Raw genomic sequence first — 21,323 nt, forward strand, 5'->3', positions numbered from 1 at the left:
CATTACAAGTGGACGACTCTTTTTAATTAAGTGCTGTAAAAAATAATAATATTCATTGGGCACAATTCAAGTGAACACCCAATAGGCTGTTTTCCGCAGCTGGATAGAAATATTCTATTAAGCATTTAATTAGTCTATTTTTCGCTTCAGGTCATTATATGATAAAATAAGTTAGATTCGGGAGTAAACGGAGGATTTGCTGTGTATAAATATTATGGAATAGCTATATTCGTGATCATACTTGATCAACTGTCAAAATGGAGCATTGTCAAAAATATGAATTATGGTGAAAGTATCACATTGATTGATCCTTATTTTGGCTTATATTCACATCGAAACCGTGGTGCAGCATGGGGGATGTTACAAGGTCAATTTTGGTTATTTGCCCTTGTTACACTTATAGTAATTGTAGGGATTATTTATTACTTTCATAAAGAAGGAAAAGGTAAACCATTGTTCCAAGTTAGTCTAATGCTATTATTAGGCGGTGCAATTGGTAACTTTATCGACCGAGTGTTCCGTGGTGAAGTAGTCGATTTTGTACATGTAATTATTCCAGTTATTAACTATGACTTCCCAATATTCAATATTGCTGATGCATCGTTAACATTTGGAGTAATAATGCTAATTATTTATATGCTATTTGAAGATAAAATAGAAAAGAAAAAGGTGAAGTAATGTCAGCCACATTTACTGTAACAGCTGAGGTTAAAGGCGAACGTATCGATAAAGCCCTTGCCTCAATGCAACAAGACTGGTCACGAACACAAATTCAAGGATTTGTACAGGATGGTTTTGTTGTCGTGAACGGACAAGCAATAAAACAAAAATATAAAGTAAAAGAAGGCGATGTAATTACTGTTACACCTCCTGAGCCAGAACCTCTTGAAATTATTGCAGAAGATTTGAATCTTGAAATTGTCTATGAAGATTCTGATGTTCTTGTTGTCAACAAACCAAAAGGTATGGTTGTGCATCCTGCACCAGGTCATACAACAGGTACTTTAGTAAATGGCCTAATGTATCATTGTAAAGATCTATCAGGAATTAATGGCATTATGCGCCCAGGTATTGTTCATCGTATTGACAAAGACACATCCGGTCTATTAATGGTAGCCAAAAATGATAAGGCACATGAATCACTTGTTCAACAATTAGTAGATAAAACTGTGACTCGTCGTTATACAGCATTAGTTCATGGACATATTCCACATGATAAGGGTACCATTGATGCGCCAATTGGTCGTGATACAAAAGATCGCCAAAAAATGGGTGTAGTCGATAATGGAAAACATGCGGTAACACATTTCCAAGTGATTGGTCGATTTGGTGTGGATTATACCTTAGTCGAATGTCGTCTTGAAACTGGCCGTACACATCAAATTCGTGTGCATATGAATTATATTGGTTATCCTCTAGTGGGTGATCCAAAGTATGGACCAAAGAAAACAATCGATTTTAGTGGTCAAGTATTACATGCGGGGATTTTAGGATTTGTACATCCAACAACAAACGAGTATTTAGAATTTGAAGCTCCTTTACCTGATGATTATCAACAACTACTAGAAGAGTTGAAAAAGAACTATTGACACTTTAAGTCATAGAAGTATATAATAACTTTAGTAAAAATCTAATATTCACCTTTTAAAGACAGTCCAGAGAGGCTGGAAAGGGATGCGAAGAATGTGAGATTACTGTACGCATATACAGTTTATTTGACATATCTATAAGTATACCTATATCCTCTTGGGCTCTTAGCTCAAGAGGTTTTTTGATTTATAAGTGAAACGCGGCTCGTTCCGTAGCCGCCTTAGCTAGAACAGTTAAGAAAGGAGGCAAAGCTTGTGACGAAAAAGGCCGAACTTTTAGACCAAGCAGCAATGAACAGAGCGTTAACTCGGATTGCACATGAAATTATCGAACGTAATGAAGGTATCGATGAATGTATCCTTGTAGGAATTAAAACGAGAGGTGCATTTCTTGCAAAACGCTTAGCGCAAAAAATTAATATAATTGAGAAAAAGGAAATTCGATCAGGAGAATTAGATATTTCTTTATATCGAGATGATTTATCAATTAAAACTTCAAATGGAGAAGCATTCGTACAACAAGTAGATATTACGTACGATGTGACGAATCAAAAAGTAATTTTAGTTGATGATGTTCTTTATACAGGCAGAACGGTACGTGCAGCAATGGATGCTGTAATGGATATCGGTAGACCTTCTCAAATTCAACTTGCTGTATTAGTAGACCGCGGTCACCGTGAACTACCAATACGCGCCGACTTCGTTGGGAAAAATATTCCAACTGCTAGCCACGAACGAATCGAAGTAACCATGGTCGAAGTAGATGACCAAGATTTAGTAGCAATTTACGATTAAGAGTTAAAGCGTAAAATACGGAGGAAATATAGATATGTCAAAAGCTGTTTTAGATATCAATGACAAGCCGAGAACAAGTCAGTTGATTACATTAAGTTTGCAACATATGTTTGCAATGTTCGGTTCAACAATATTAGTTCCAACATTAACAAATTTATCACCAGCCATTGCTTTGTTAACAAGTGGTATTGCCACACTGATTTTCTTATTAGTAACGAAGTTTAAAGTACCAGCATATTTAGGTTCATCATTCGCATTTATAGCGCCAATTCAAGTAGCAACTTTTGCAGGTGGTTCTGGTAGTGCAATGATTGGAGCAATGGCAGTCGGATTAGTGTACGGACTTGTATCATTATTCATTTGGAAAACAGGCTATAAATGGATTATGAAAATCTTGCCGCCAATTGTAGTAGCTCCAGTTATTATGGTAATTGGCTTGGGCTTAGCGGTAACTGCAGTCAACATGGCAATGTACAAAAATGCTAATACACCAGATGCGGTTTACAGTCTACCTTATTTTGTAGTAGCTTTGATTACTTTAATCGCAGCAATCATCTGTAACAATTACTTTAAAGGCGTTATTAGTACAATGCCAATATTAATCGGAATGATTGTTGGTTACATCGCATCTCTTATTTCAGATGCATTTTTTGGAACACAATTAATTGATTTCAACAAAGTCATTGAAGCAAGATGGATTCAAACACCAGATTTCTTAATTCCAGGTATCGATTACGACTTTAAAATTACATCAACATTGCTTCTAGCGATGGTTCCAATCGTAATCGTAACAATTTCAGAACATATTGGTCACCAACTAGTTTTAGGAAAAGTAGTAAACCGTAACTTCATTAAAAATCCTGGCTTAAATCGATCATTACTAGGTGATGGTCTTGGTACATTAATCAGCTCATTAATCGGTGGTCCACCAAAAACTACTTATGGCGAAAACATCGGAGTACTTGTTCTAACTCGAGTATTCAGTGTTTGGGTAATTGGTGGAGCAGCAGTTTGTGCAATCATCTTGGCTTTCTCCGGTAAGTTAATGGCACTTGTTGGTACGATTCCAACACCAGTACTTGGTGGGGTTTCGATTCTACTATTCGGTATTATCGCTTCAAGTGGTTTGAGAATGCTAGTTGAAAATAAGATCGACTTCGATGATAAACGTAACCTAGTTATTGCATCTGTTATCCTGATCCTAGGAATTGGCGGTGCAAAGATCGTCTTCTCTGATACGTTCTCAATCCAAGGGATGGCTTTAGCGGCAATCGTCGGTGTAGTGTTAAATCTAATCTTACCTGGTAAAGCACAACCGGACATTGAGTTGCAAAAAGAAGAGCTTAATGAACAACAGCAAAATTAAATAACATATAATTTACCTTTTAAAGGTTGCCCAGAGAGGCACAGAAGGGTGATTCGATACGATAAACTTGGGAGAAAAAAGTACAAGTCTATCATGTCATATCCTTCCTCCGCCTCCTTGAATTACCAAGGAGGCTTTTTATTTCAACAATACTAGGAGGCACATGATGAAAAATCTACTGACAATGGAAAATGTATCTAACGAAGAGATCGAAGCAATTTTGAAACGCGCTGCAGAGTTTGAAGCGGGGGCAAAACCACAACTAGAACGAGACTACTTAGTAGCAAACCTATTCTTCGAGCCAAGTACTAGAACAAAAACTAGTTTTGAAACAGCTGAACGACGCTTAGGCACAACCGTGATACCTTTCGAAGCAGGATTTTCAAGTACATTAAAGGGTGAAACGTTGTACGATACAGTGAAAACGTTAGAATCAATTGGTATGGATGCAGTAGTTATTCGTCATAAAAAGGATGCCTATTATGAAGAATTATTAGAAGGCATTAACTTATCTGTAATCAATGCAGGAGATGGAGCCGGACAACATCCTTCTCAATCTATGCTAGATTTATACACAATATTCAAAGAGTTCGGGAAATTCGAAGGGTTAAATGTTACAATCGCTGGAGATGTATCCCATAGCCGAGTAGCAAAATCAAATATTACAGCACTCCGTCGATTTGGTGCAAATGTTAATATAGTTTGCCCTCCTGAGTGGCAAGGGAAATACACGGATGCTCATCATGAGTGGGATGACCTCATCGAAACAAGCGATGTCATTATGCTACTACGTGTTCAACATGAACGCGATGCAGCTTATGAAGGATTCACAACAGAAGGCTATCACAAGCAATACGGTCTTACGGTAGAACGTGAACAACAAATGAAAGACGGTGCTATCATCATGCATCCAGCACCAGTGAATCGAGGAGTTGAAATTGATTCATCTTTAGTCGAATGTGACCGTTCACGAATCTTCAAGCAAGTACATAACGGTGTATTTGTACGAATGGCTATTGTTGAAACCATCTTAAAGGAGAGAAATTAACGATGACAAAACTTATTCAAAATGTACAGTTAGTGAGCGTAGCGGGGGAACTGACAGTAGGAGAAATTTTCATCGAGGACGGCAAGATTGCTGCAATCGGTGAAAACCTTGGTAAGCAAGCGGACGAAGTAATCGATGGTAAGGGCTACGTCGCTTCACCAGGTTTTGTCGATGTTCATGTTCATTTACGCGAACCAGGGTTTGAACATAAAGAAACAATCGCAACAGGATCTGCATCAGCAGCAAAAGGCGGTTTCACAACTATTTGTGCAATGCCAAATACAAAACCAGTACCAGACTCAGTTGAAAATCTAGATATGATTAATGGCTTAATTGAAAAAAGTGCAGTTATTCGCGTGTTGCCATATGGTTCATTAACAGTTGCGCAATCAGGTGATGCTCGCACAGATTTAAAAGCATTAAAAGAACATGGTGCAGTTGCCTTCTCAGATGATGGAGTAGGCGTTCAAGAAGCTTCAACAATGTTTGAGCAAATGAAGGATGCAGCTGCTATTAACATGGCGGTTGTAGCCCATTGTGAAGATAACTCACTCATCTATGATGGGGTAATGCACGATGGAAAACGCAATAAAGAATTAGGGCTTCCAGGGATTCCTTCAATCTGTGAATCTGTTCAAATAGCACGTGATGTGCTATTAGCCGAGGCAGCTGGAGCTCACTATCATGTATGCCACGTATCAACAAAAGAATCTGTTCGCGTTGTACGAGACGCTAAAGCGGCTGGTATTAAAGTGACAGCTGAGGTTTGCCCACACCACTTACTACTAGAGGAGATGGACATTCCAAGCGATGATGCCAATTGGAAGATGAATCCCCCTTTACGTGCAAACGATGACTGGAAAGCACTTCATGAAGGCTTACTTGATGGAACAATCGACTGTATCGCAACGGATCACGCACCACATACCAAAGAAGAAAAATGCTGCGGTATGGTTGGAGCACCATTTGGTATTGTTGGATTTGAAACAGCATTTCCATTACTGTATACACAATTTGTGAAAACAGGAAAATGGACATTACGACAACTAATTGATTGGATGACAGTTAAACCTTCCAAACTCTTCAATTTACCTTATGGCACATTGGAAGTTGGCGCAGCAGCTGATCTAGTACTAATTGACATAGAAAATGAAAAAGTTGTAGATGCTGAAGGATTTGTATCAAAAGGAAGAAATACACCATTTAACGGATGGAAAGCGACTGGCTGGCCAGCACTAACAATTTACAATGGCAATATTGTATGGGAGGATGCACAATGACAACAAGAAAACTCATTTTAGAAACAGGCGAAGTATTTGAAGGACAAGCATTTGGGAGTGGCAAAGGATCAGATGGTGAAGTGGTATTCACAACAGGGATGACGGGTTATCAAGAAACGCTTTCAGACCCCTCATTCTGTGGTCAAATTGTTACAATGACATATCCCTTAATAGGAAATTACGGTATTAACCGTGATGACTTTGAAACAATCTCACCATCAATCAAAGGTTTCGTAGTTCATGAATTAGCTAAAGCACCATCAAACTTCCGTAACGAAGGAACTTTAGATGACTACTTCAAGTTGAAAGATATTCCTGGTATTGAAGGAATTGATACACGAAAACTAACTCGCTTAATTCGTAAGGAAGGTGCTGTAAAAGGCTATCTTTCAGAAGCAGGCGTAGAAGTAAATGTTGAAGAAGTAATCAATCGTCTACGTAATACTACATTTCCGATAGACCAAGTTGCTCAAGTTTCGACCAAAAGTGCTTACCCATCTCCAGGACGTGGAAAACGTGTCGTATTAATGGACTTCGGTATGAAACATGGTATTCTTCGTGAGTTAAACAAACGCGATTGTGATGTCATTGTTGTACCATATAACACAACAGCAAAAAATATTTTAGCTTATCACCCAGATGGCATCATGTTATCGAATGGTCCAGGTAATCCACAAGATGTACCTGAGGCTATCGAAACTGTAAAAGAACTAATAGGAAAAGTGCCAATGTTCGGTATTTGCTTAGGACATCAATTATTCGGACTTGCAAGCGGAGCAAAATCATTCAAATTGAAATTTGGTCACCGCGGAGCAAACCACCCGGTAAAAGATCTACGCACAGGTCGTACAGAATTAACTTCTCAAAATCATGGCTATGCAATTGATAGTGATTCACTTGATGGAACAGATTTAGAAGTTACTCATGTTGCATTAAATGATGGTACTTGCGAAGGCTTACGTCATAAAAAATACCCAGTATTCACTGTGCAGTATCATCCTGAAGCTTCACCTGGACCTGAAGATCCAAATCACTTATTCGACGAATTTATCGAGTTAATGAATAACAATACTAGAGAGGAGCAAGAACAACATGCCTAAACGTCACGATATCAAATCCATTTTAGTAATCGGTTCCGGCCCAATCGTTATTGGTCAAGCAGCAGAATTCGACTATGCAGGTACTCAAGCCTGCCTATCTCTTAAAGAGGAAGGTTACCGAGTTATTCTGATTAACTCAAATCCCGCAACAATCATGACAGATACTGAAATTGCAGATACGGTTTACATCGAACCAATTTCACTTGAATTTGTCTCACGTATTTTACGAAAAGAACGTCCAGATGCCATCTTACCTACACTTGGTGGTCAAACTGGCTTAAATATGGCTATAGAGCTTCATAACTCAGGTATTTTAGATGAACTAGACATTGAAATTCTTGGTACAAAATTAGATGCGATCAATCAAGCAGAGGATCGCGACCTATTCCGTAACCTAATGTATAAATTAGATGTGCCAACACCAGAGTCAGAAATCATTCACAACTTAGAAGAAGCTGAAGCTTTCGTAAAGACAATTGGCTATCCAGTAATTGTTCGCCCAGCCTTCACTCTAGGTGGTACAGGTGGTGGTATTTGCTACAATGAACAAGATCTTCATGAAATTGTTTCATCAGGTTTGAAATACTCCCCAGTAACACAATGCTTACTTGAAAAATCAATTGCTGGATACAAGGAAATTGAATATGAAGTAATGCGTGACTCAAAAGATAATGCCATTGTTGTATGTAACATGGAAAATGTTGACCCAGTAGGAATTCATACAGGTGACTCAATTGTAGTTGCTCCTTCTCAAACACTAACTGATCGCGAATATCATATGTTACGAAATGTATCCTTAAAAATTATCCGCGCTCTAGGCATCGAGGGTGGCTGTAACGTACAACTAGCACTGGATCCTGATAGCTTCAACTTCTACATTATCGAAGTAAACCCTCGTGTGTCTCGTTCATCAGCGCTTGCTTCAAAAGCAACAGGGTATCCAATTGCCAAACTAGCTGCCAAAATTGCAGTTGGCTTAACATTAGACGAGATGATTAATCCTGTAACAGGTAAAACATATGCTTGCTTCGAACCAGCACTTGACTATGTTGTAGCGAAAATACCACGTTGGCCTTTCGATAAATTTGAAACTGCCAAACGTAACTTAGGTACACAAATGAAAGCAACTGGTGAAGTTATGGCGATCGGTCGTAATTTTGAAGAAGCTATGTTAAAAGCTGTTCGATCATTAGAAACAGGGCATAAACATATAGAAATGAAAAATGCTGAAGAACTATCGGATGCGTGGATTGAAAAACGTGTTAAAAAAGCAGGAGATGAACGTTTATTCTTCTTGGGCGAGGCACTTAGAAGAGGAGTAACAATCGAACAAATCCATGAATGGAGTAAAATCGATTTATTCTTCTTAGATAAATTCAAAAATATCATTGATTACGAAACTACTTTAAAAGAAAATCCACAAGATATTGAAGTTTTACGTCATGCAAAGAAAAATGGTTTTGCGGATGAAACAATTGGAAAACTATGGGGTATGACAGAAGGTGAAGTATACGACTTCCGTAAAGAGCACGGCATCATCCCAGTTTACAAGATGGTAGATACATGTGCAGCAGAATTCGAATCTGAAACACCATACTTCTATGGCACATACGAAGATGAAAATGAATCAATTCGCTCTGATCGAGAATCAGTGATCGTACTTGGCTCTGGTCCAATTCGTATCGGACAAGGGGTTGAATTTGATTATGCAACTGTACACTCTGTATGGGCAATTCAAGAAGCAGGATACGAAGCAATTATCATCAATTCAAATCCAGAAACAGTATCAACAGACTTCTCAATCTCAGACAAGCTTTACTTTGAACCATTAACAATTGAAGATGTAATGCATATTATCGACCTCGAAAAACCAATGGGCGTTGTAGTTCAATTCGGTGGTCAAACAGCGATCAATCTTGCAGATAAATTAGAGGCTCGTGGTGTGAAAATCTTAGGTACATCATTGGATTCAATCGACCGTGCTGAATCACGTGACCGTTTTGAGGAAGCACTTCACGAATTAGACATTCCTCAACCAAAAGGTAAAACAGCTACAAATACACCAGAAGCAATCGCGATTGCTGAAGCAATCGGCTACCCAGTCCTAGTTCGACCTTCTTATGTACTTGGTGGGCGTGCAATGGAAATTGTCTATAACACAGATGAGTTAAAACACTATATGGAACATGCGGTTGAAGCATCTCCTGAGCATCCAGTTTTGATCGACCGTTACTTAACTGGTAAAGAAATTGAAGTCGATGCAATTTGCGATGGTGAAAATGTTCTTATCCCAGGGATTATGGAACATATCGAACGTGCAGGGGTTCACTCTGGTGACTCAATAGCTGTGTATCCACCGCAAAACTTATCACAAAAACATATTGATACTTTAGTGGATTACACAACAAGACTTGCAAAAGGTTTAGGAATTATAGGGTTGATGAATATTCAATATGTTATTTCAAAAGATGTTGTTTATGTAATCGAAGTGAACCCACGTGCATCACGTACAGTACCTTTCTTAAGTAAAATTACGAATATTCCAATGGCAAATGTTGCAACAAAAGCAATCCTTGGCCAATCAATTCCGCAGCAGGGTTATTCAACAGGATTAGCTCAAGCGAAGGATGGCGTGTTTGTAAAAGTACCAGTGTTTAGTTTTGCTAAACTTCGTCGTGTTGATACAACATTAGGACCTGAAATGAAATCAACAGGTGAAGTAATGGGTAAAGATAGCACACTTGAAAAAGCGCTATACAAAGGCTTTGTAGCAGCAGGCATGAAGATTGAAGATCACGGTGCAGTATTAATGACAGTGGCAGATAAAGATAAAGAAGAAGCTAGCGCACTTGCAAAACGCTTTGTTGAAATTGGCTACTCAATATTGGCAACACCAGGTACTGCAGAAGCTTTAGCACAAGCGGGGATCAAATCAACAATCGTGGATAAAATCGGCTCTAATGGTCCAACATTGCTAGATGTTATTCAAAATGGTAATGCACAATTAGTAATTAATACACTTACAAAAGGTAAACAACCGGCGCGTGATGGTTTCAGAATTCGTCGTGAATCAGTTGAAAATGGAGTTGCTTGTCTAACTTCGCTTGATACAGCAGAAGCAATTCTACGTGTCATTGAATCTATGACATTCACAGCAACTGCTATGCCAAAAGCAGAGTTTGAGGTGAACGCATGATTCGACAAGAAAGAATGAAAGTTGTTCGTCATAAACAAATTGCAGACGATATTTTTGAGCTGACCTTAATTGGTCAGCTTGCCCTTGAAATGAAACAACCTGGGCAATTCGTACACTTACGTGTTTCAGATAGTTATGAGCCATTGCTTAGAAGACCAATAAGTATTTGCTCAATTGATACAGAACATATGGAATTTACGATGCTCTATCGTGCTGGAGGCCGTGGAACCAAAATGCTTGCTTTAAAACAGCCTGGAGATGAAGTGGATGTACTTGGACCTTTAGGTAATGGCTTCCCAGTAGAAGAGGCTAAGAATGGTGAAACAGCATTACTTGTCGGAGGGGGTATTGGTGTACCGCCATTATACGAGCTTTCCAAACAACTTAATGCAAAAGGTGTTCGCACAATACATGTGTTAGGGTTCCAATCAATCAATAACGTCTTTTATGAAAAACAATTCACTGAACTAGGTGAGACCTATATTGTCACTGCTGATGGAAGTTACGGCTCAAAAGGGTTCGTAACAGATTTATTAGCACAGCTTAACCCAGACTTCCAAGTTTTCTATAGTTGTGGTCCAATTCCGATGTTAAAAGCGTTGGAACAAGCATTTCCAGACAAAAAAGGATTCTTATCTTTTGAAGAAAGAATGGGCTGCGGTATAGGTGCTTGTTATGCTTGTGTATGCGAAACAACTGATGCGGTTGCACAGGATTATTTGAAGATCTGTTCAGATGGCCCAGTCTTCCCGAGAGGAGTGGTTGCACTATGAACCGTTTACAAGTAGAACTACCCGGTTTAACATTAAAAAATCCGATTATTCCTGCGTCAGGTTGCTTCGGTTTTGGTCAAGAATATGCAAACCTTTATGATTTATCTAAACTAGGTGCCATTATGATCAAAGCTACAACTTTGGAGACACGAAGAGGGAATCCAACACCTCGTGTAGCGGAAACTTCTTCTGGAATGTTAAATGCAATCGGATTACAAAATCCAGGTTTAGCACATGTGATGGAGTATGAATTACCTTGGCTTGAACAATATGATGTTCCGATTATTGCAAATGTAGCTGGAACAGAAACATCTGATTATGTAGCTGTCGCAGAAAAAATCTCAGCAGCACCAAATGTTAAAGCATTAGAATTAAATATCTCTTGTCCAAATGTAAAATGTGGTGGTATCCAATTTGGTACAGATCCGAAAACAGCTGGTGAACTAACAGCTGCTGTCAAAGCTGTATCAAATGTTCCTGTATATGTAAAGCTCTCACCTAATGTCACAAATATTGTAGATATTGCAAAGGCAGTAGAAGCAGGTGGTGCGGATGGTCTCACAATGATTAATACATTAATCGGAATGCGACTAAACCCTATCACAGGAAAACCAATTATCGCTAATGGAACTGGTGGATTATCAGGTCCAGCTGTTAAACCGGTTGCCATTCGTATGGTTTACGATGTAAGCAAGCAAGTGGAAATTCCGATAATTGGTATGGGTGGAATTACAAATGCTGAGGATGTTATTGATTTCTTATCTGCGGGCGCAAGTGCTGTAGCTGTTGGTACTGCAAACTTTGTAGATCCTTTTGTGTGCCCAAATATCATTGATGAACTACCACATAAATTAGACGAATTAGCATGCGAAAAAATAACAGATATTATTGGAAGGAGCCACCGATAAATGACAAATAAGCCGATGATCGCATTAGATTTTCCATCAGAAGAGAATGTCTTTAACTTTCTCTCGCAATTTCATGAACCATTATTTGTGAAAGTTGGCCTAGAACTCTATTTACAAGAGGGTCCGTCCATCATAAAAAAAATAAAAGAACAAGGACACGAAGTTTTTCTAGATTTAAAACTTCATGATATTCCGAATACTGTTAAATCAGCAATGAGAGGTTTAGCAAAATTAGGTGTAGATGTTGTAAATGTTCATGCTGCAGGTGGAAGTTCGATGATGAAAGCAGCTTTAGAAGGTTTACAGGAGGGGACGCCGGCTGGCAAGAAACGTCCTGCATTAATCGCGGTAACACAGCTTACATCAACTTCTGAAGAACAAATGCAACAAGAACAAAAAATAGCAACCACGCTAGAAGAATCTGTACTTAACTATGCGAAGCTTGCAAAAGAATCAGGACTTGATGGAGTAGTTTGCTCAGTCTTAGAAGCAAAAGCAATCGAAGAAGTATGTGGTAAAGACTTTTTAAAAGTTACACCAGGGATTCGCTTATCTGGTGGTGCATCACATGATCAAAAACGTGTGGCAACACCTTCATTTGCTAAAGAAAATGGCTCAACACATATCGTTGTAGGACGTGCCATTACCCAGGCAGATGATGTAGTAGAAGCGTATCACACAGTACAAGCACAATGGGGAGGACAATAACATGACAATTCAAAAAGAAGTAGCAAAAGGATTATTAGAAGTAGGGGCAGTCGAATTAAGCCCTAACGATTTATTTACATGGGCATCAGGAATTAAATCACCAATTTATTGTGATACTCGACTAACGATCTCATATCCAAAAGTACGTAAAACAATTGCGAATGGTCTTGCTGAATTAATCAAAGAAAACTTCCCTGAAACAGAAGTTGTTGCAGGTACAGCGACAGCAGGTATTCCACACGCTGCTTGGGTGAGTGATATTTTAGATTTACCAATGGTATATGTCCGTTCAAAACCAAAAGACCACGGTCGTGGTAATCAAACAGAAGGTAAACTTCACGAAGGCCAAAAAGTAGTCGTTGTGGAAGATATTATATCAACAGGTGGTTCAAGTATTACAGCAGTAGAAGCACTTCGTCGTGAAGGAGCAGAAGTACTAGGAGTTGTCTCAGTGTATTCTTACATGTTACCTCGCGCACAAGAAAACTTTGATCAAGTTGGTGTATCATATAAAAGTCTATCAAACTTCGAAGCATTAGTTGAAGCTGCAAAAGAAAATGGTGCGATTCAAGAAGAAGATATTCCAGGCTTATTACAATGGCACGCTGATTTGAAAGCAGGAAAACTATAAGAGCGTTTTGCTCAATGTTAATAATAATCATAAAAAGACCTTTTGCTAAAAAAAGCAAAAGGTCTTTTGTTTTTGAGTATTTTTAACATTTATGAAGTGAAGTTGTTGTAAATAGTCACTTCTATTTAACTGACACCAACTAATAATTTTATGTATCGTTGAGGGCTTCATATGGCATTAATAATTCTTAGTATTCATTTGTTAATTTCTTCATTCTGTATTAAAATAAAAGAAAACCTATTGATAAACTAAGGATTTAACGGAAAAGGGGTTTTCTTAGATGATTGAAAAAATAGAAGAATTTTTACCGCAATATACAATTGATGCGGAAACATCTGTAGCGCGTGTTGTTTTAAGAGTTGTCGACTTAACTCGGCAAATTGCTTTTTATGAACAAGTTGTGGGCTTAACAGTCCTTAATAAAACAGAGGATTATGCTTACCTAGGAGCTAAAGATGATACAAAGGTGCTTTTAGAATTAAGAAAAACGGCTAAAAAATTACAACCAGCTAAAAGTACAGGGTTATTTCATATCGCATTTCTTGTTCCAAGTAGAGAAGCTTTTGCTACGAAATTCTTTGAAATATTGCGTAACAAAAATACAGTAGATAGTCCTTTAGAACAAGCTAACCGTTTCCCTCATTTCGAACGTATCATTCCAATAGCAAAACTTGATAGTGCAAGTGATCATGGCTATAGTGAAGCATTCTATCTATCTGATGTTGAAGGCAACGGTATTGAAATTTATGCAGATCGCCCTAAAGAAGAGTGGGATCAATATCCAGCAGGCAGCAATCCACTAAACATTAAAGAACTAGTGGAACTTGCTCAATTTGATACGGATGGTAAACTGCCGCAGGGTACAACTGTTGGTCATGTACATCTCCGTATTGATGATATAGAAAAAACATTAGCATTTTATAATCAAGCATTAGGATTTGAATCACAACTTATTCTAAATGATGCATTCTTTATATCAGCGGGAGGATATCATCACCATATTGCAGGAAATACATGGAGTGGAAGTAATGTTGCACATCCACTCGATATTCATAGTGGGCTACAAGAAGTTCAATTTAAACTTCCAACAAAAGACGCTTATGAAAAAATGAAAGATCACGTAAAACAATGGACACCTTTGCAAGAGTTAGAAAGTAAATTTGTGGTTATTGACCCAAGTGGTAATCGTCTTGCCTTCTTAAAAGGGATACAATAGCATTGTCAATTTAAAAAGGAGTGTTACATATAACGAACGGTAGTACTCCTTTTATTTATTTTAAAGTACCAGTACTAAGTATTGAAGTTTCTACATGAACATCCACGTTTAATTTACTGATTGTTTGCTTTGTCATTTCTTTTGTCCATTTTCCATTGTGATACATTCGGAAATTTTCACTTAAACCGATTGGATCAATTTTCATTTTTTTAAGTTTCTCTAAAAATTGATTAATATCTGTTTCGATTTGTTTATTTACTGCATTTTCAAGGATGGTTAGATTTCGGCCATTTTCCAATTTATTTTTAAATTTCCCTTTATATTCACTGAGAATGCCTTCAATTTTCAATGTAATAGTTAGTTTTGGGGAATTCATGTTTTTATTACTCTTTATTTTCACCTTACTTTTAATTAAATCTAGCATAATTTTCTCCTCAGTATCTCTATTATTCAATTTTAGATATAGTGGAGCCAGATTCTTTTTTCCTTGTAAAGCTTGAATGATCAAGGCTTCGTTTGGTGATACTGTTCCAAATAAATGACCGTTTCTAAATAGTGCGATTTTCTCAATATCAATTTTACTGTCCTTTTTGGTTAACACAGGGAGAATTGGATCAAATACTGGACTTGTTGAGGTGTACACAAAACTATGAATATCAGTATTTGGATTAAAGGCAGTTGTCGCTTTAGGTTGTAGTAAATCTTTTAAATAATAGATAACACTTTGCTTATCGGGGTACTTTCCTTTTAATAATTCTTCACCACTCCCTTCAACAACAGCAATATAAACTTTATTACCAACTTGAGGATTTCTGTATAAATACTCAATAATATCCCTTACTTTTTCTTGTCTTGCAAAATCTTCATTAATCAGTACAATACGTAATTGATTTAATTCCACTTTTCTATCAGAAAGCTTACCGATTTTCCTAATGCCATTAGAAACTATATCAGAAGTAACAGAAATCGTTTGTATATTCTTTTGTGCTTTTTGAGAATACTGTGGAATTACTACAGTTAACTTTGTTTTGTTTTCTTCAATATAGTCAAATGCCATGACACCAACCATTGCAACATCTTCTAAAGGTATCTTTGATTTATCTTGAGAACATCCTGACAAGAAAAGTAATAAAAAAACTATGGAAATAAAAACACTGTTTCGAGTCATCTTTGCACCTGCTTTTGTCTAAGAAAATATAAAAACCCTAAAAATATCGGCCAAATAATTAAAATGTATCCACCATAATCGCTTACTAAAAATATTTTTTTTTGGGTTGCTTGATCAAATGGCAACTTCACCAAAAGGAAAATAACAAAGACAAGGAAATATAAATAATAATTTTTTCTTTTAGATGTTAGTATATCCAATCCTTTTTTTGCGCTCCATAAATAGATAGTAACTGTAGACAAAATCAACAATACCCAAAGCGCCATACCGAAAACATCTATTCTTTCAACAAAAGTAAATCCTCCGGCTTTGAAGATATTTAATACTGGAAATTCAACATGCTTAAGCTGCCATTCTGAATTATACATAACACTCGCTACAGAAGTTAGAAGGCAAAGTATTATACTAATCCAAACGCCAATCAAAGCATGTTGATAAGCCTTTTTTTGATCTTTAATAAGAGGAAAATAAAACATAATTAATTCATAACCTAATATTGTAAAATATCCTTTTTTGACGGCCTCGAAAAATTCCTTACCGTTGTAATTAAATAATGGGAAAATATGACTAAAATCTCCTTTTTCTATTGCCCAGTGTGTAAAATAAACCAAGCCTGTTGTTAGAAAGAAAGTCATAATGCAAAAACGTGCAATGGTTGTAATACCTCCGTTTGTAATATATATGAGCAAAAGGAGAAGAAGAAGTGCAGGAATCGTTACTGTTTGTTCTGGTAGTGCTGTACTTTGTATGAGATGCATGTAGTCACTAATAATATCTGCACAAAAAAGAGTAAATTGAAGTACGATTAAAACATTAATACTTTTACCTAATATCTTCCCGAGTAAAATTTCATTAATCTGAAATAAATTTTTAGTTGGGTATTTTGATATAAGCCAAATCATCTGCCCGAGTGTTAAACTTGCAATGATTCCAAAAAGGATAGGGAGTAGTACTTGACTGTAACCGACTGAACTAAGCCTTTGAGGTAAAGTGAGTATACCAGTACCAATCATTGAACTTTGCGCCAAAAAAATAACATGATATTTATTTAACAGTTTTTGATTATTTGTGCTCAATAAAAAAAACATCTCACTTTCGAAAAAGCAATCTACTTTTTTTGTGCTTTAGAAATTCCTGATTTCGATTTTAAGAACGCTATTGGAAATCGAATAACACTATCCATCAAATCAGTAGCCTTACGAGGTATAACAGGTGCCATGTATGATGTTCCTAAAGATTGTAAACGAAGTAAATGCGTTATTAACCAAGCAAATGCTAGCATTTGACCAAACAAACCTAATAGTCCTGCCGATAAGATAAAAATATATCGAACAAATCTACTGGCGTTACTCATTAAGAATATCGGTGGTAAGAAGGAGAGTAATGCAGAAGTGGCAACTAATACAATTAAAATATTGCTAAACAATCCAGCTTGAACTGCTGCAGTACCAATTACAATACCTCCAACAATACCGATCGTTTGACCAACTTTTGTTGGTAATCGTGACCCAGCTTCTCTCAATACTTCTATGATTAACTCAATAAACAATACTTCAAAAAGCGGACTGAAAGGGACTTTACTTCTAGATTTCTGCAAATTCACTAAGAGATCATAAGGTAGAACCTCTGGATGAAAAGTCATTGCAGAAATGTAAGTAGGTGTGATGATGATTGTTAAGAAAAATCCAAAAAACCGAAGAGTTCGAAGTAAGGAAGCTGTCGTCCAACGGTTATAATAATCCTCAACTGTAGTGAACATCTCAAAAAATGTTGAAGGACAAACGATGGCTGCTTGACTGTTATCCATTAAAACAATAATTCTACCGTCCAGAAGGCTGTGGTCAATCTTATCTGGGCGTACAGTCATATAATATTGTGGGAATGGAGAAAATGGATTATCTTCTATTAGCTGTTTTAATTCAGAAATATCTTTAAACGTTGGAAAATGAATTTCATTTAGTCGTTTTTTTAATCTATTTAAATAGTCTTTATTGACGATATCATCCATGTACATAATTGTAATTTTAACGGCAGCTTCGGTTCCTATTGTACGATTCTCATTTTTTAGCTGAGGATTTTTTATTCGTCTTCTTATTAAGGAAATGTTTGTTTCTAATGATTCTGTAAAGGCATCTTGTGGTCCAATAACTGTCGATTCGGTTTCGGTATTTGTAATTGCTCGTCCAGGAGCACTAAAAGTATCAATATGAAGCAAGGTTTTGGTTTCATGGAAATATAAGAGGGTTTGCCCGGAATTTAGGGTGTTAATTATCTTCTTCATATTAGCAAGTTTTATCGGTTCTCCAATTTGATGAATCTGATTTATATAATTAGCTAATGGAATAAATACCATGGATTGCATTGTCATTTTTTCCACAAGTGAAGTAGAGTAAATGACAGTTACGACGCCTTCAATTGTAGGAATATTCTTGAAAATAACGTCATCTACATGATTAGCTACTTCCTTTAACTTCTTTATTGAGGCATCTTCTAATGTATTAGTCATATTTTGATCGGCAGTGTTATTAGGTTGACCAAGCATGCTACGAACTAATTTATACTTCATGAGTATCAAACCGCCTTTCATTATTGATTTTGTTAGTTTTCCCCTCATTTACTCTTTGTATTCAAACAAAAAACGATCAGATTACCATAAAGTAATCTGATCGTTTTTTTAGGCTTGCTTTAACTTCATCACCAGTTCTTCGTCTGGAGTAACGTAGATTGTTTTTTGCTCAAAATAGATTACAAACCCAGGTTTAGCACCGCTAGGCTTTTTCACTTGACGAATTTCTGTGTAATCAACGGGAACAGATGAGGAATCCCTTGCTTTACTGAAATAAGCAGATAATGTAGCAGCTTCTCTTAAAGTTTGTTCATCAGGGTCAGAATTATGGATGACAACATGAGAGCCTGGGATATCCTTTGTATGAAGCCAAATTTCAGACTTTCTTGCAATTTTAAATGTTAAATAATCATTTTGCTTATTATTTTTGCCTACTGAAATACGCGTGCCTGTAGTAGAAATAAATTCTTCAGGAGCAGGTTTTGTAGTTTTTTTGCGACGTTTTGAGGCACGCATTTTCATAAAGCCTTGTTCTGCTAATTCCTCACGAATTTCTTCAATGTCATGAGGTGAAGCTTGTTGTACTTGCTGTGAAAGCATTTCAAAATAGGTTAAATCTTCATTTGTCTTATCGATTTGTTGTTTCACCATGATAAGTGCATTTTTTGCTTTATTATATTTTGTGTAATAGCTTTGTGCATTTTCAATAGGTGTTTTGCGTTCACTTAATGGAATATTCACTTCTGCACTATTTTCATCGTAATAATTAACGACAGTAATGTCTTTTTGGCCTTTTTCAAAATTATATAGATTTGCCATTAATAATTCACCGAAAAGTTGATATTGATCTAACTTAGAGGCTTGATTTAGATCCTTCTGTAGTTTTTTCAACTTTAATTTCAATTTATTAATTTCATTTTGTAGCCAACGTTCTAAGTCACCAGCTTGTTGTTTTACCCGGTCTCGTTCAGCTCTAGCAAAGAATACTCGATCTAGCAAAGTACTTAATGTTGGATAAGTAGTTGGCTTTCCTTCTAAATGAGATAGCACAACTGGTGAGAATTGAGTTTTACCGTTTACTTCTATATAAGTTGGTTGACTACCACCATTGTTAAATTCTTCTATGAATACTGGGAATAGATCGATCTCATGCTTACTACCTTCTTTCACACGATATAAAAACTCATTTGCATGAAGAGGAGAAAAGCCGGTAAAATGCTGGACAATCTCTTGTGCAGTCTTTTCGGTAGCAAAATATGTTTGTAATTCTTCACCAGTAACCTTTGTAGGGTTTACTTTGTCCTGAGCAGGAGGTGCTACATAGATTTGACCAGGAAGAACAGTACGATAACTGTTCATTGCAGGTGGTAAATGTTTTAAGCTATCGACTATTTTTTGTGTATCTTGTTCTACTAAAATGAGATTACTATGTCGTCCCATGATTTCAGCATGTAATTCTCTAGTAATCGGGTCTCCAATTTCATTTTTACTTGTAATTGTTAATACAATTATTCTGTCACCATCAATTTGTTTGATGGATTCGATAAAACCTCCTTCAATATGTTTTCGTAATAACATACAAAACATTGGTGGTTCTGCAGGGTTTTCAACTGACTGCTCTGTTAAATGTACGCGTGCGTAAGATGAATGAATTGAGAATAATAATTTATGATTAGTGCCATTAGCTCGTATTGTTAAAATGATTTCTTGTGCATTCGGTTGATGCACTTTAGTGATTCGACCAGTGACAAGTTGTTGTAATTCTTCGGTCATCGCTAGTGTAAATAAGCCATCATATGCCATATGTAAATTCCTCTTTCAAAGCGTTTTGTTCTATCTTACCATTTTTTTATGTGAATATGTCTTTTACACATTCTAAAATACCAATCCGCACAATATATTCAAAAGGGATTTCATGTTCTCTTCCATATTATATATAGGATATATTTGATACCATAAAACTTCTTTTTTTATAAAAAAATCAGCACGGAATAAAATTTTAGCGTACAATGGATAGATAACCAGTTAATCAATATACGCAATTACGTATATCTTATGCTATACTTATGAATAGTATGCAAAGAAGGATGTGACTGACCTTGGTGCGTAGTATGACTGGATTTGGCAGGGGTGTCACAACAACGGATCAATTGCAATTAACCGTAGAAATCCGTTCAGTAAATCACCGCTTTTTGGAAATTTCAACTAAATTCCCTAAAGATTGGACCGAAGCGGAAGTATATGCAAAAAAAGTACTTTCTACAAAAGTAGCTAGAGGGAAATTAGATGTATCCGTTTATGTGAAAGAATTAGCATCGCTTGGACAAGTTGTGCAAATTAATTGGCCACTTGTCAATGCTTACAAAGAAGCAAGAGAAGAGTTAAGACAACAAATTCCACTTGATGAACATTGGTCAATGTCGGAAATTTTAGAGCTTGACCAAGCATTAACACTACAAGTAAAAGAACTTCCAATAGAAGAAATTTTAAATGCAGTGGACAAAGCGGTCGAAGATGCAGCTACAGCTCTTATTCAAATGAGAAAAAGAGAAGGTCAGGAATTAGTAGAAGCAGTTAAAGGCTTTAAAAAGGCTTTAGAAGAGCAAATTGCCATTATTAAAAGTGTTTCGCCTCAAGCAGTAGAAAAATATCGTGAAAAACTAGTAGAACGTATAAAGGAAATTAGTCAAGCAGATAATTTAGAAGAGCGCCTTATAATAGAGGTAGCAATTTTTGCAGAAAAAGCAGATATCGCAGAAGAATTAGATCGCTTAACTAGTCATTTAAAACAGTTAGATGAAACACTACAAGAGGATACATCAATCGGTCGGAAGCTCGACTTTTTGATGCAAGAAATACATCGTGAGATTAATACTATTGGTTCTAAAAACCAATCAGTCGAAGCAGCAGCTGCGGTTGTTCAAGCAAAAACAATCTTAGAGAAATTGCGAGAACAAGTTCAAAATATTGAATAATAGC

General features: G+C 36.7%; 18 protein-coding genes. 14 read left to right on the forward strand and 4 right to left on the reverse strand.

What is annotated here, in order from left to right; translation table 11 throughout:
* Positions 1–201 precede the first annotated feature (201 nt).
* The 13 genes from lspA (at position 202) to Q8X41_RS17150 (ending at position 14,610) form a co-directional block, all read left to right on the forward strand.
* On the forward strand, positions 202–678 hold the full coding sequence (gene lspA, locus Q8X41_RS17090) for a signal peptidase II (protein WP_397537442.1): 477 nt from the start codon (positions 202–204) through the stop codon (positions 676–678).
* Positions 678–1,589, forward strand: a complete 912-nt coding sequence (locus Q8X41_RS17095; protein WP_397537443.1) for an RluA family pseudouridine synthase — start codon at positions 678–680, stop codon at positions 1,587–1,589. Before lspA ends, Q8X41_RS17095 begins: the two co-directional genes overlap by 1 nt.
* 255 nt (positions 1,590–1,844) lie before the next feature.
* Positions 1,845–2,384, forward strand: a complete 540-nt coding sequence (gene pyrR, locus Q8X41_RS17100; RefSeq protein ID WP_397537444.1) for a bifunctional pyr operon transcriptional regulator/uracil phosphoribosyltransferase PyrR — start codon at positions 1,845–1,847, stop codon at positions 2,382–2,384.
* A 34-nt stretch (positions 2,385–2,418) separates the two neighbouring features.
* A complete protein-coding gene (locus Q8X41_RS17105) occupies positions 2,419–3,750 on the forward strand; it encodes a uracil-xanthine permease family protein (protein ID WP_397537445.1) in 1,332 nt (443 codons plus the stop codon).
* Between the two features lie 166 nt (positions 3,751–3,916).
* Positions 3,917–4,798, forward strand: a complete 882-nt coding sequence (locus tag Q8X41_RS17110; RefSeq protein WP_397537446.1) for an aspartate carbamoyltransferase catalytic subunit — start codon at positions 3,917–3,919, stop codon at positions 4,796–4,798.
* 2 nt (positions 4,799–4,800) lie between these two features.
* Positions 4,801–6,078 carry a dihydroorotase gene (locus tag Q8X41_RS17115; RefSeq protein ID WP_397537447.1) on the forward strand — a complete coding sequence of 426 codons (1,278 nt, stop codon included), beginning with the start codon at positions 4,801–4,803 and terminating at the stop codon, positions 6,076–6,078.
* Positions 6,075–7,178, forward strand: a complete 1,104-nt coding sequence (locus tag Q8X41_RS17120) for a carbamoyl phosphate synthase small subunit (RefSeq protein ID WP_397537448.1) — start codon at positions 6,075–6,077, stop codon at positions 7,176–7,178. The genes Q8X41_RS17115 and Q8X41_RS17120 overlap by 4 nt, the downstream gene beginning before the upstream one ends.
* A complete protein-coding gene (gene carB, locus Q8X41_RS17125; protein ID WP_397537449.1) occupies positions 7,171–10,374 on the forward strand; it encodes a carbamoyl-phosphate synthase large subunit in 3,204 nt (1,067 codons plus the stop codon). Before Q8X41_RS17120 ends, carB begins: the two co-directional genes overlap by 8 nt.
* Entirely contained in the window at positions 10,371–11,147 is a 777-nt protein-coding gene (locus Q8X41_RS17130; RefSeq protein WP_397537450.1) for a dihydroorotate dehydrogenase electron transfer subunit, read from the forward strand. Before carB ends, Q8X41_RS17130 begins: the two co-directional genes overlap by 4 nt.
* The gene (locus tag Q8X41_RS17135) at positions 11,144–12,055 is read left to right on the forward strand and encodes a dihydroorotate dehydrogenase (protein ID WP_397537451.1); all 912 of its coding nucleotides are present in this window, start codon (positions 11,144–11,146) and stop codon (positions 12,053–12,055) included. The genes Q8X41_RS17130 and Q8X41_RS17135 overlap by 4 nt, the downstream gene beginning before the upstream one ends.
* Entirely contained in the window at positions 12,056–12,763 is a 708-nt protein-coding gene (gene pyrF / locus Q8X41_RS17140; RefSeq protein WP_397537452.1) for an orotidine-5'-phosphate decarboxylase, read from the forward strand.
* Position 12,764: 1 nt separating this feature from the next.
* Positions 12,765–13,394, forward strand: coding sequence for an orotate phosphoribosyltransferase (gene pyrE, locus Q8X41_RS17145; RefSeq protein ID WP_397537453.1), 630 nt, complete (start codon positions 12,765–12,767; stop codon positions 13,392–13,394).
* A 280-nt stretch (positions 13,395–13,674) separates the two neighbouring features.
* On the forward strand, positions 13,675–14,610 hold the full coding sequence (locus Q8X41_RS17150) for a VOC family protein (RefSeq protein WP_397537454.1): 936 nt from the start codon (positions 13,675–13,677) through the stop codon (positions 14,608–14,610).
* A 55-nt stretch (positions 14,611–14,665) separates the two neighbouring features.
* Here Q8X41_RS17150 and Q8X41_RS17155 read toward each other — a convergent pair whose 3' ends face one another.
* The 4 genes from Q8X41_RS17155 to Q8X41_RS17170 form a co-directional block, all read right to left on the reverse strand.
* Positions 14,666–15,778, reverse strand: coding sequence for a Ger(x)C family spore germination protein (locus tag Q8X41_RS17155; RefSeq protein ID WP_397537455.1), 1,113 nt, complete (start codon positions 15,776–15,778; stop codon positions 14,666–14,668).
* On the reverse strand, positions 15,775–16,866 hold the full coding sequence (locus tag Q8X41_RS17160; protein ID WP_397537456.1) for a GerAB/ArcD/ProY family transporter: 1,092 nt from the start codon (positions 16,864–16,866) through the stop codon (positions 15,775–15,777). Before Q8X41_RS17160 ends, Q8X41_RS17155 begins: the two co-directional genes overlap by 4 nt.
* Positions 16,867–16,886: 20 nt before the next feature.
* Complete coding sequence (locus tag Q8X41_RS17165; protein WP_397537457.1) at positions 16,887–18,344, reverse strand: spore germination protein; 1,458 nt, start codon at positions 18,342–18,344, stop codon at positions 16,887–16,889.
* Positions 18,345–18,452: 108 nt separating this feature from the next.
* On the reverse strand, positions 18,453–20,147 hold the full coding sequence (locus Q8X41_RS17170) for an NFACT family protein (protein ID WP_397537458.1): 1,695 nt from the start codon (positions 20,145–20,147) through the stop codon (positions 18,453–18,455).
* A gap of 296 nt (positions 20,148–20,443) precedes the next feature.
* On the opposite strand from Q8X41_RS17170, the gene Q8X41_RS17175 reads away from it, so the two are divergent.
* Positions 20,444–21,319 carry a YicC/YloC family endoribonuclease gene (locus Q8X41_RS17175; RefSeq protein ID WP_397537459.1) on the forward strand — a complete coding sequence of 292 codons (876 nt, stop codon included), beginning with the start codon at positions 20,444–20,446 and terminating at the stop codon, positions 21,317–21,319.
* Positions 21,320–21,323 lie beyond the last annotated feature (4 nt).

Origin of the sequence: Rummeliibacillus pycnus, from assembly GCF_044359855.1 — a bacterium.
GTDB lineage: Bacteria > Bacillota > Bacilli > Bacillales_A > Planococcaceae > Rummeliibacillus > Rummeliibacillus pycnus_A.

Coding starts and splice junctions, on each gene's coding strand:
- Q8X41_RS17105 (WP_397537445.1), top strand. CDS start 2,419: ATGTCAAAAGCTGTTTTAGATATCAATGACAAGCCGAGAACAAGTCAG.
- Q8X41_RS17120 (WP_397537448.1), top strand. CDS start 6,075: ATGACAACAAGAAAACTCATTTTAGAAACAGGCGAAGTATTTGAAGGA.
- Q8X41_RS17150 (WP_397537454.1), top strand. CDS start 13,675: ATGATTGAAAAAATAGAAGAATTTTTACCGCAATATACAATTGATGCG.
- Q8X41_RS17155 (WP_397537455.1), bottom strand. CDS start 15,778: ATGACTCGAAACAGTGTTTTTATTTCCATAGTTTTTTTATTACTTTTC.
- Q8X41_RS17115 (WP_397537447.1), top strand. CDS start 4,801: ATGACAAAACTTATTCAAAATGTACAGTTAGTGAGCGTAGCGGGGGAA.
- carB (WP_397537449.1), top strand. CDS start 7,171: ATGCCTAAACGTCACGATATCAAATCCATTTTAGTAATCGGTTCCGGC.
- Q8X41_RS17110 (WP_397537446.1), top strand. CDS start 3,917: ATGAAAAATCTACTGACAATGGAAAATGTATCTAACGAAGAGATCGAA.
- Q8X41_RS17130 (WP_397537450.1), top strand. CDS start 10,371: ATGATTCGACAAGAAAGAATGAAAGTTGTTCGTCATAAACAAATTGCA.
- Q8X41_RS17160 (WP_397537456.1), bottom strand. CDS start 16,866: ATGTTTTTTTTATTGAGCACAAATAATCAAAAACTGTTAAATAAATAT.
- Q8X41_RS17165 (WP_397537457.1), bottom strand. CDS start 18,344: ATGAAGTATAAATTAGTTCGTAGCATGCTTGGTCAACCTAATAACACT.
- Q8X41_RS17170 (WP_397537458.1), bottom strand. CDS start 20,147: ATGGCATATGATGGCTTATTTACACTAGCGATGACCGAAGAATTACAA.
- pyrE (WP_397537453.1), top strand. CDS start 12,765: ATGACAATTCAAAAAGAAGTAGCAAAAGGATTATTAGAAGTAGGGGCA.
- Q8X41_RS17095 (WP_397537443.1), top strand. CDS start 678: ATGTCAGCCACATTTACTGTAACAGCTGAGGTTAAAGGCGAACGTATC.
- pyrF (WP_397537452.1), top strand. CDS start 12,056: ATGACAAATAAGCCGATGATCGCATTAGATTTTCCATCAGAAGAGAAT.
- Q8X41_RS17135 (WP_397537451.1), top strand. CDS start 11,144: ATGAACCGTTTACAAGTAGAACTACCCGGTTTAACATTAAAAAATCCG.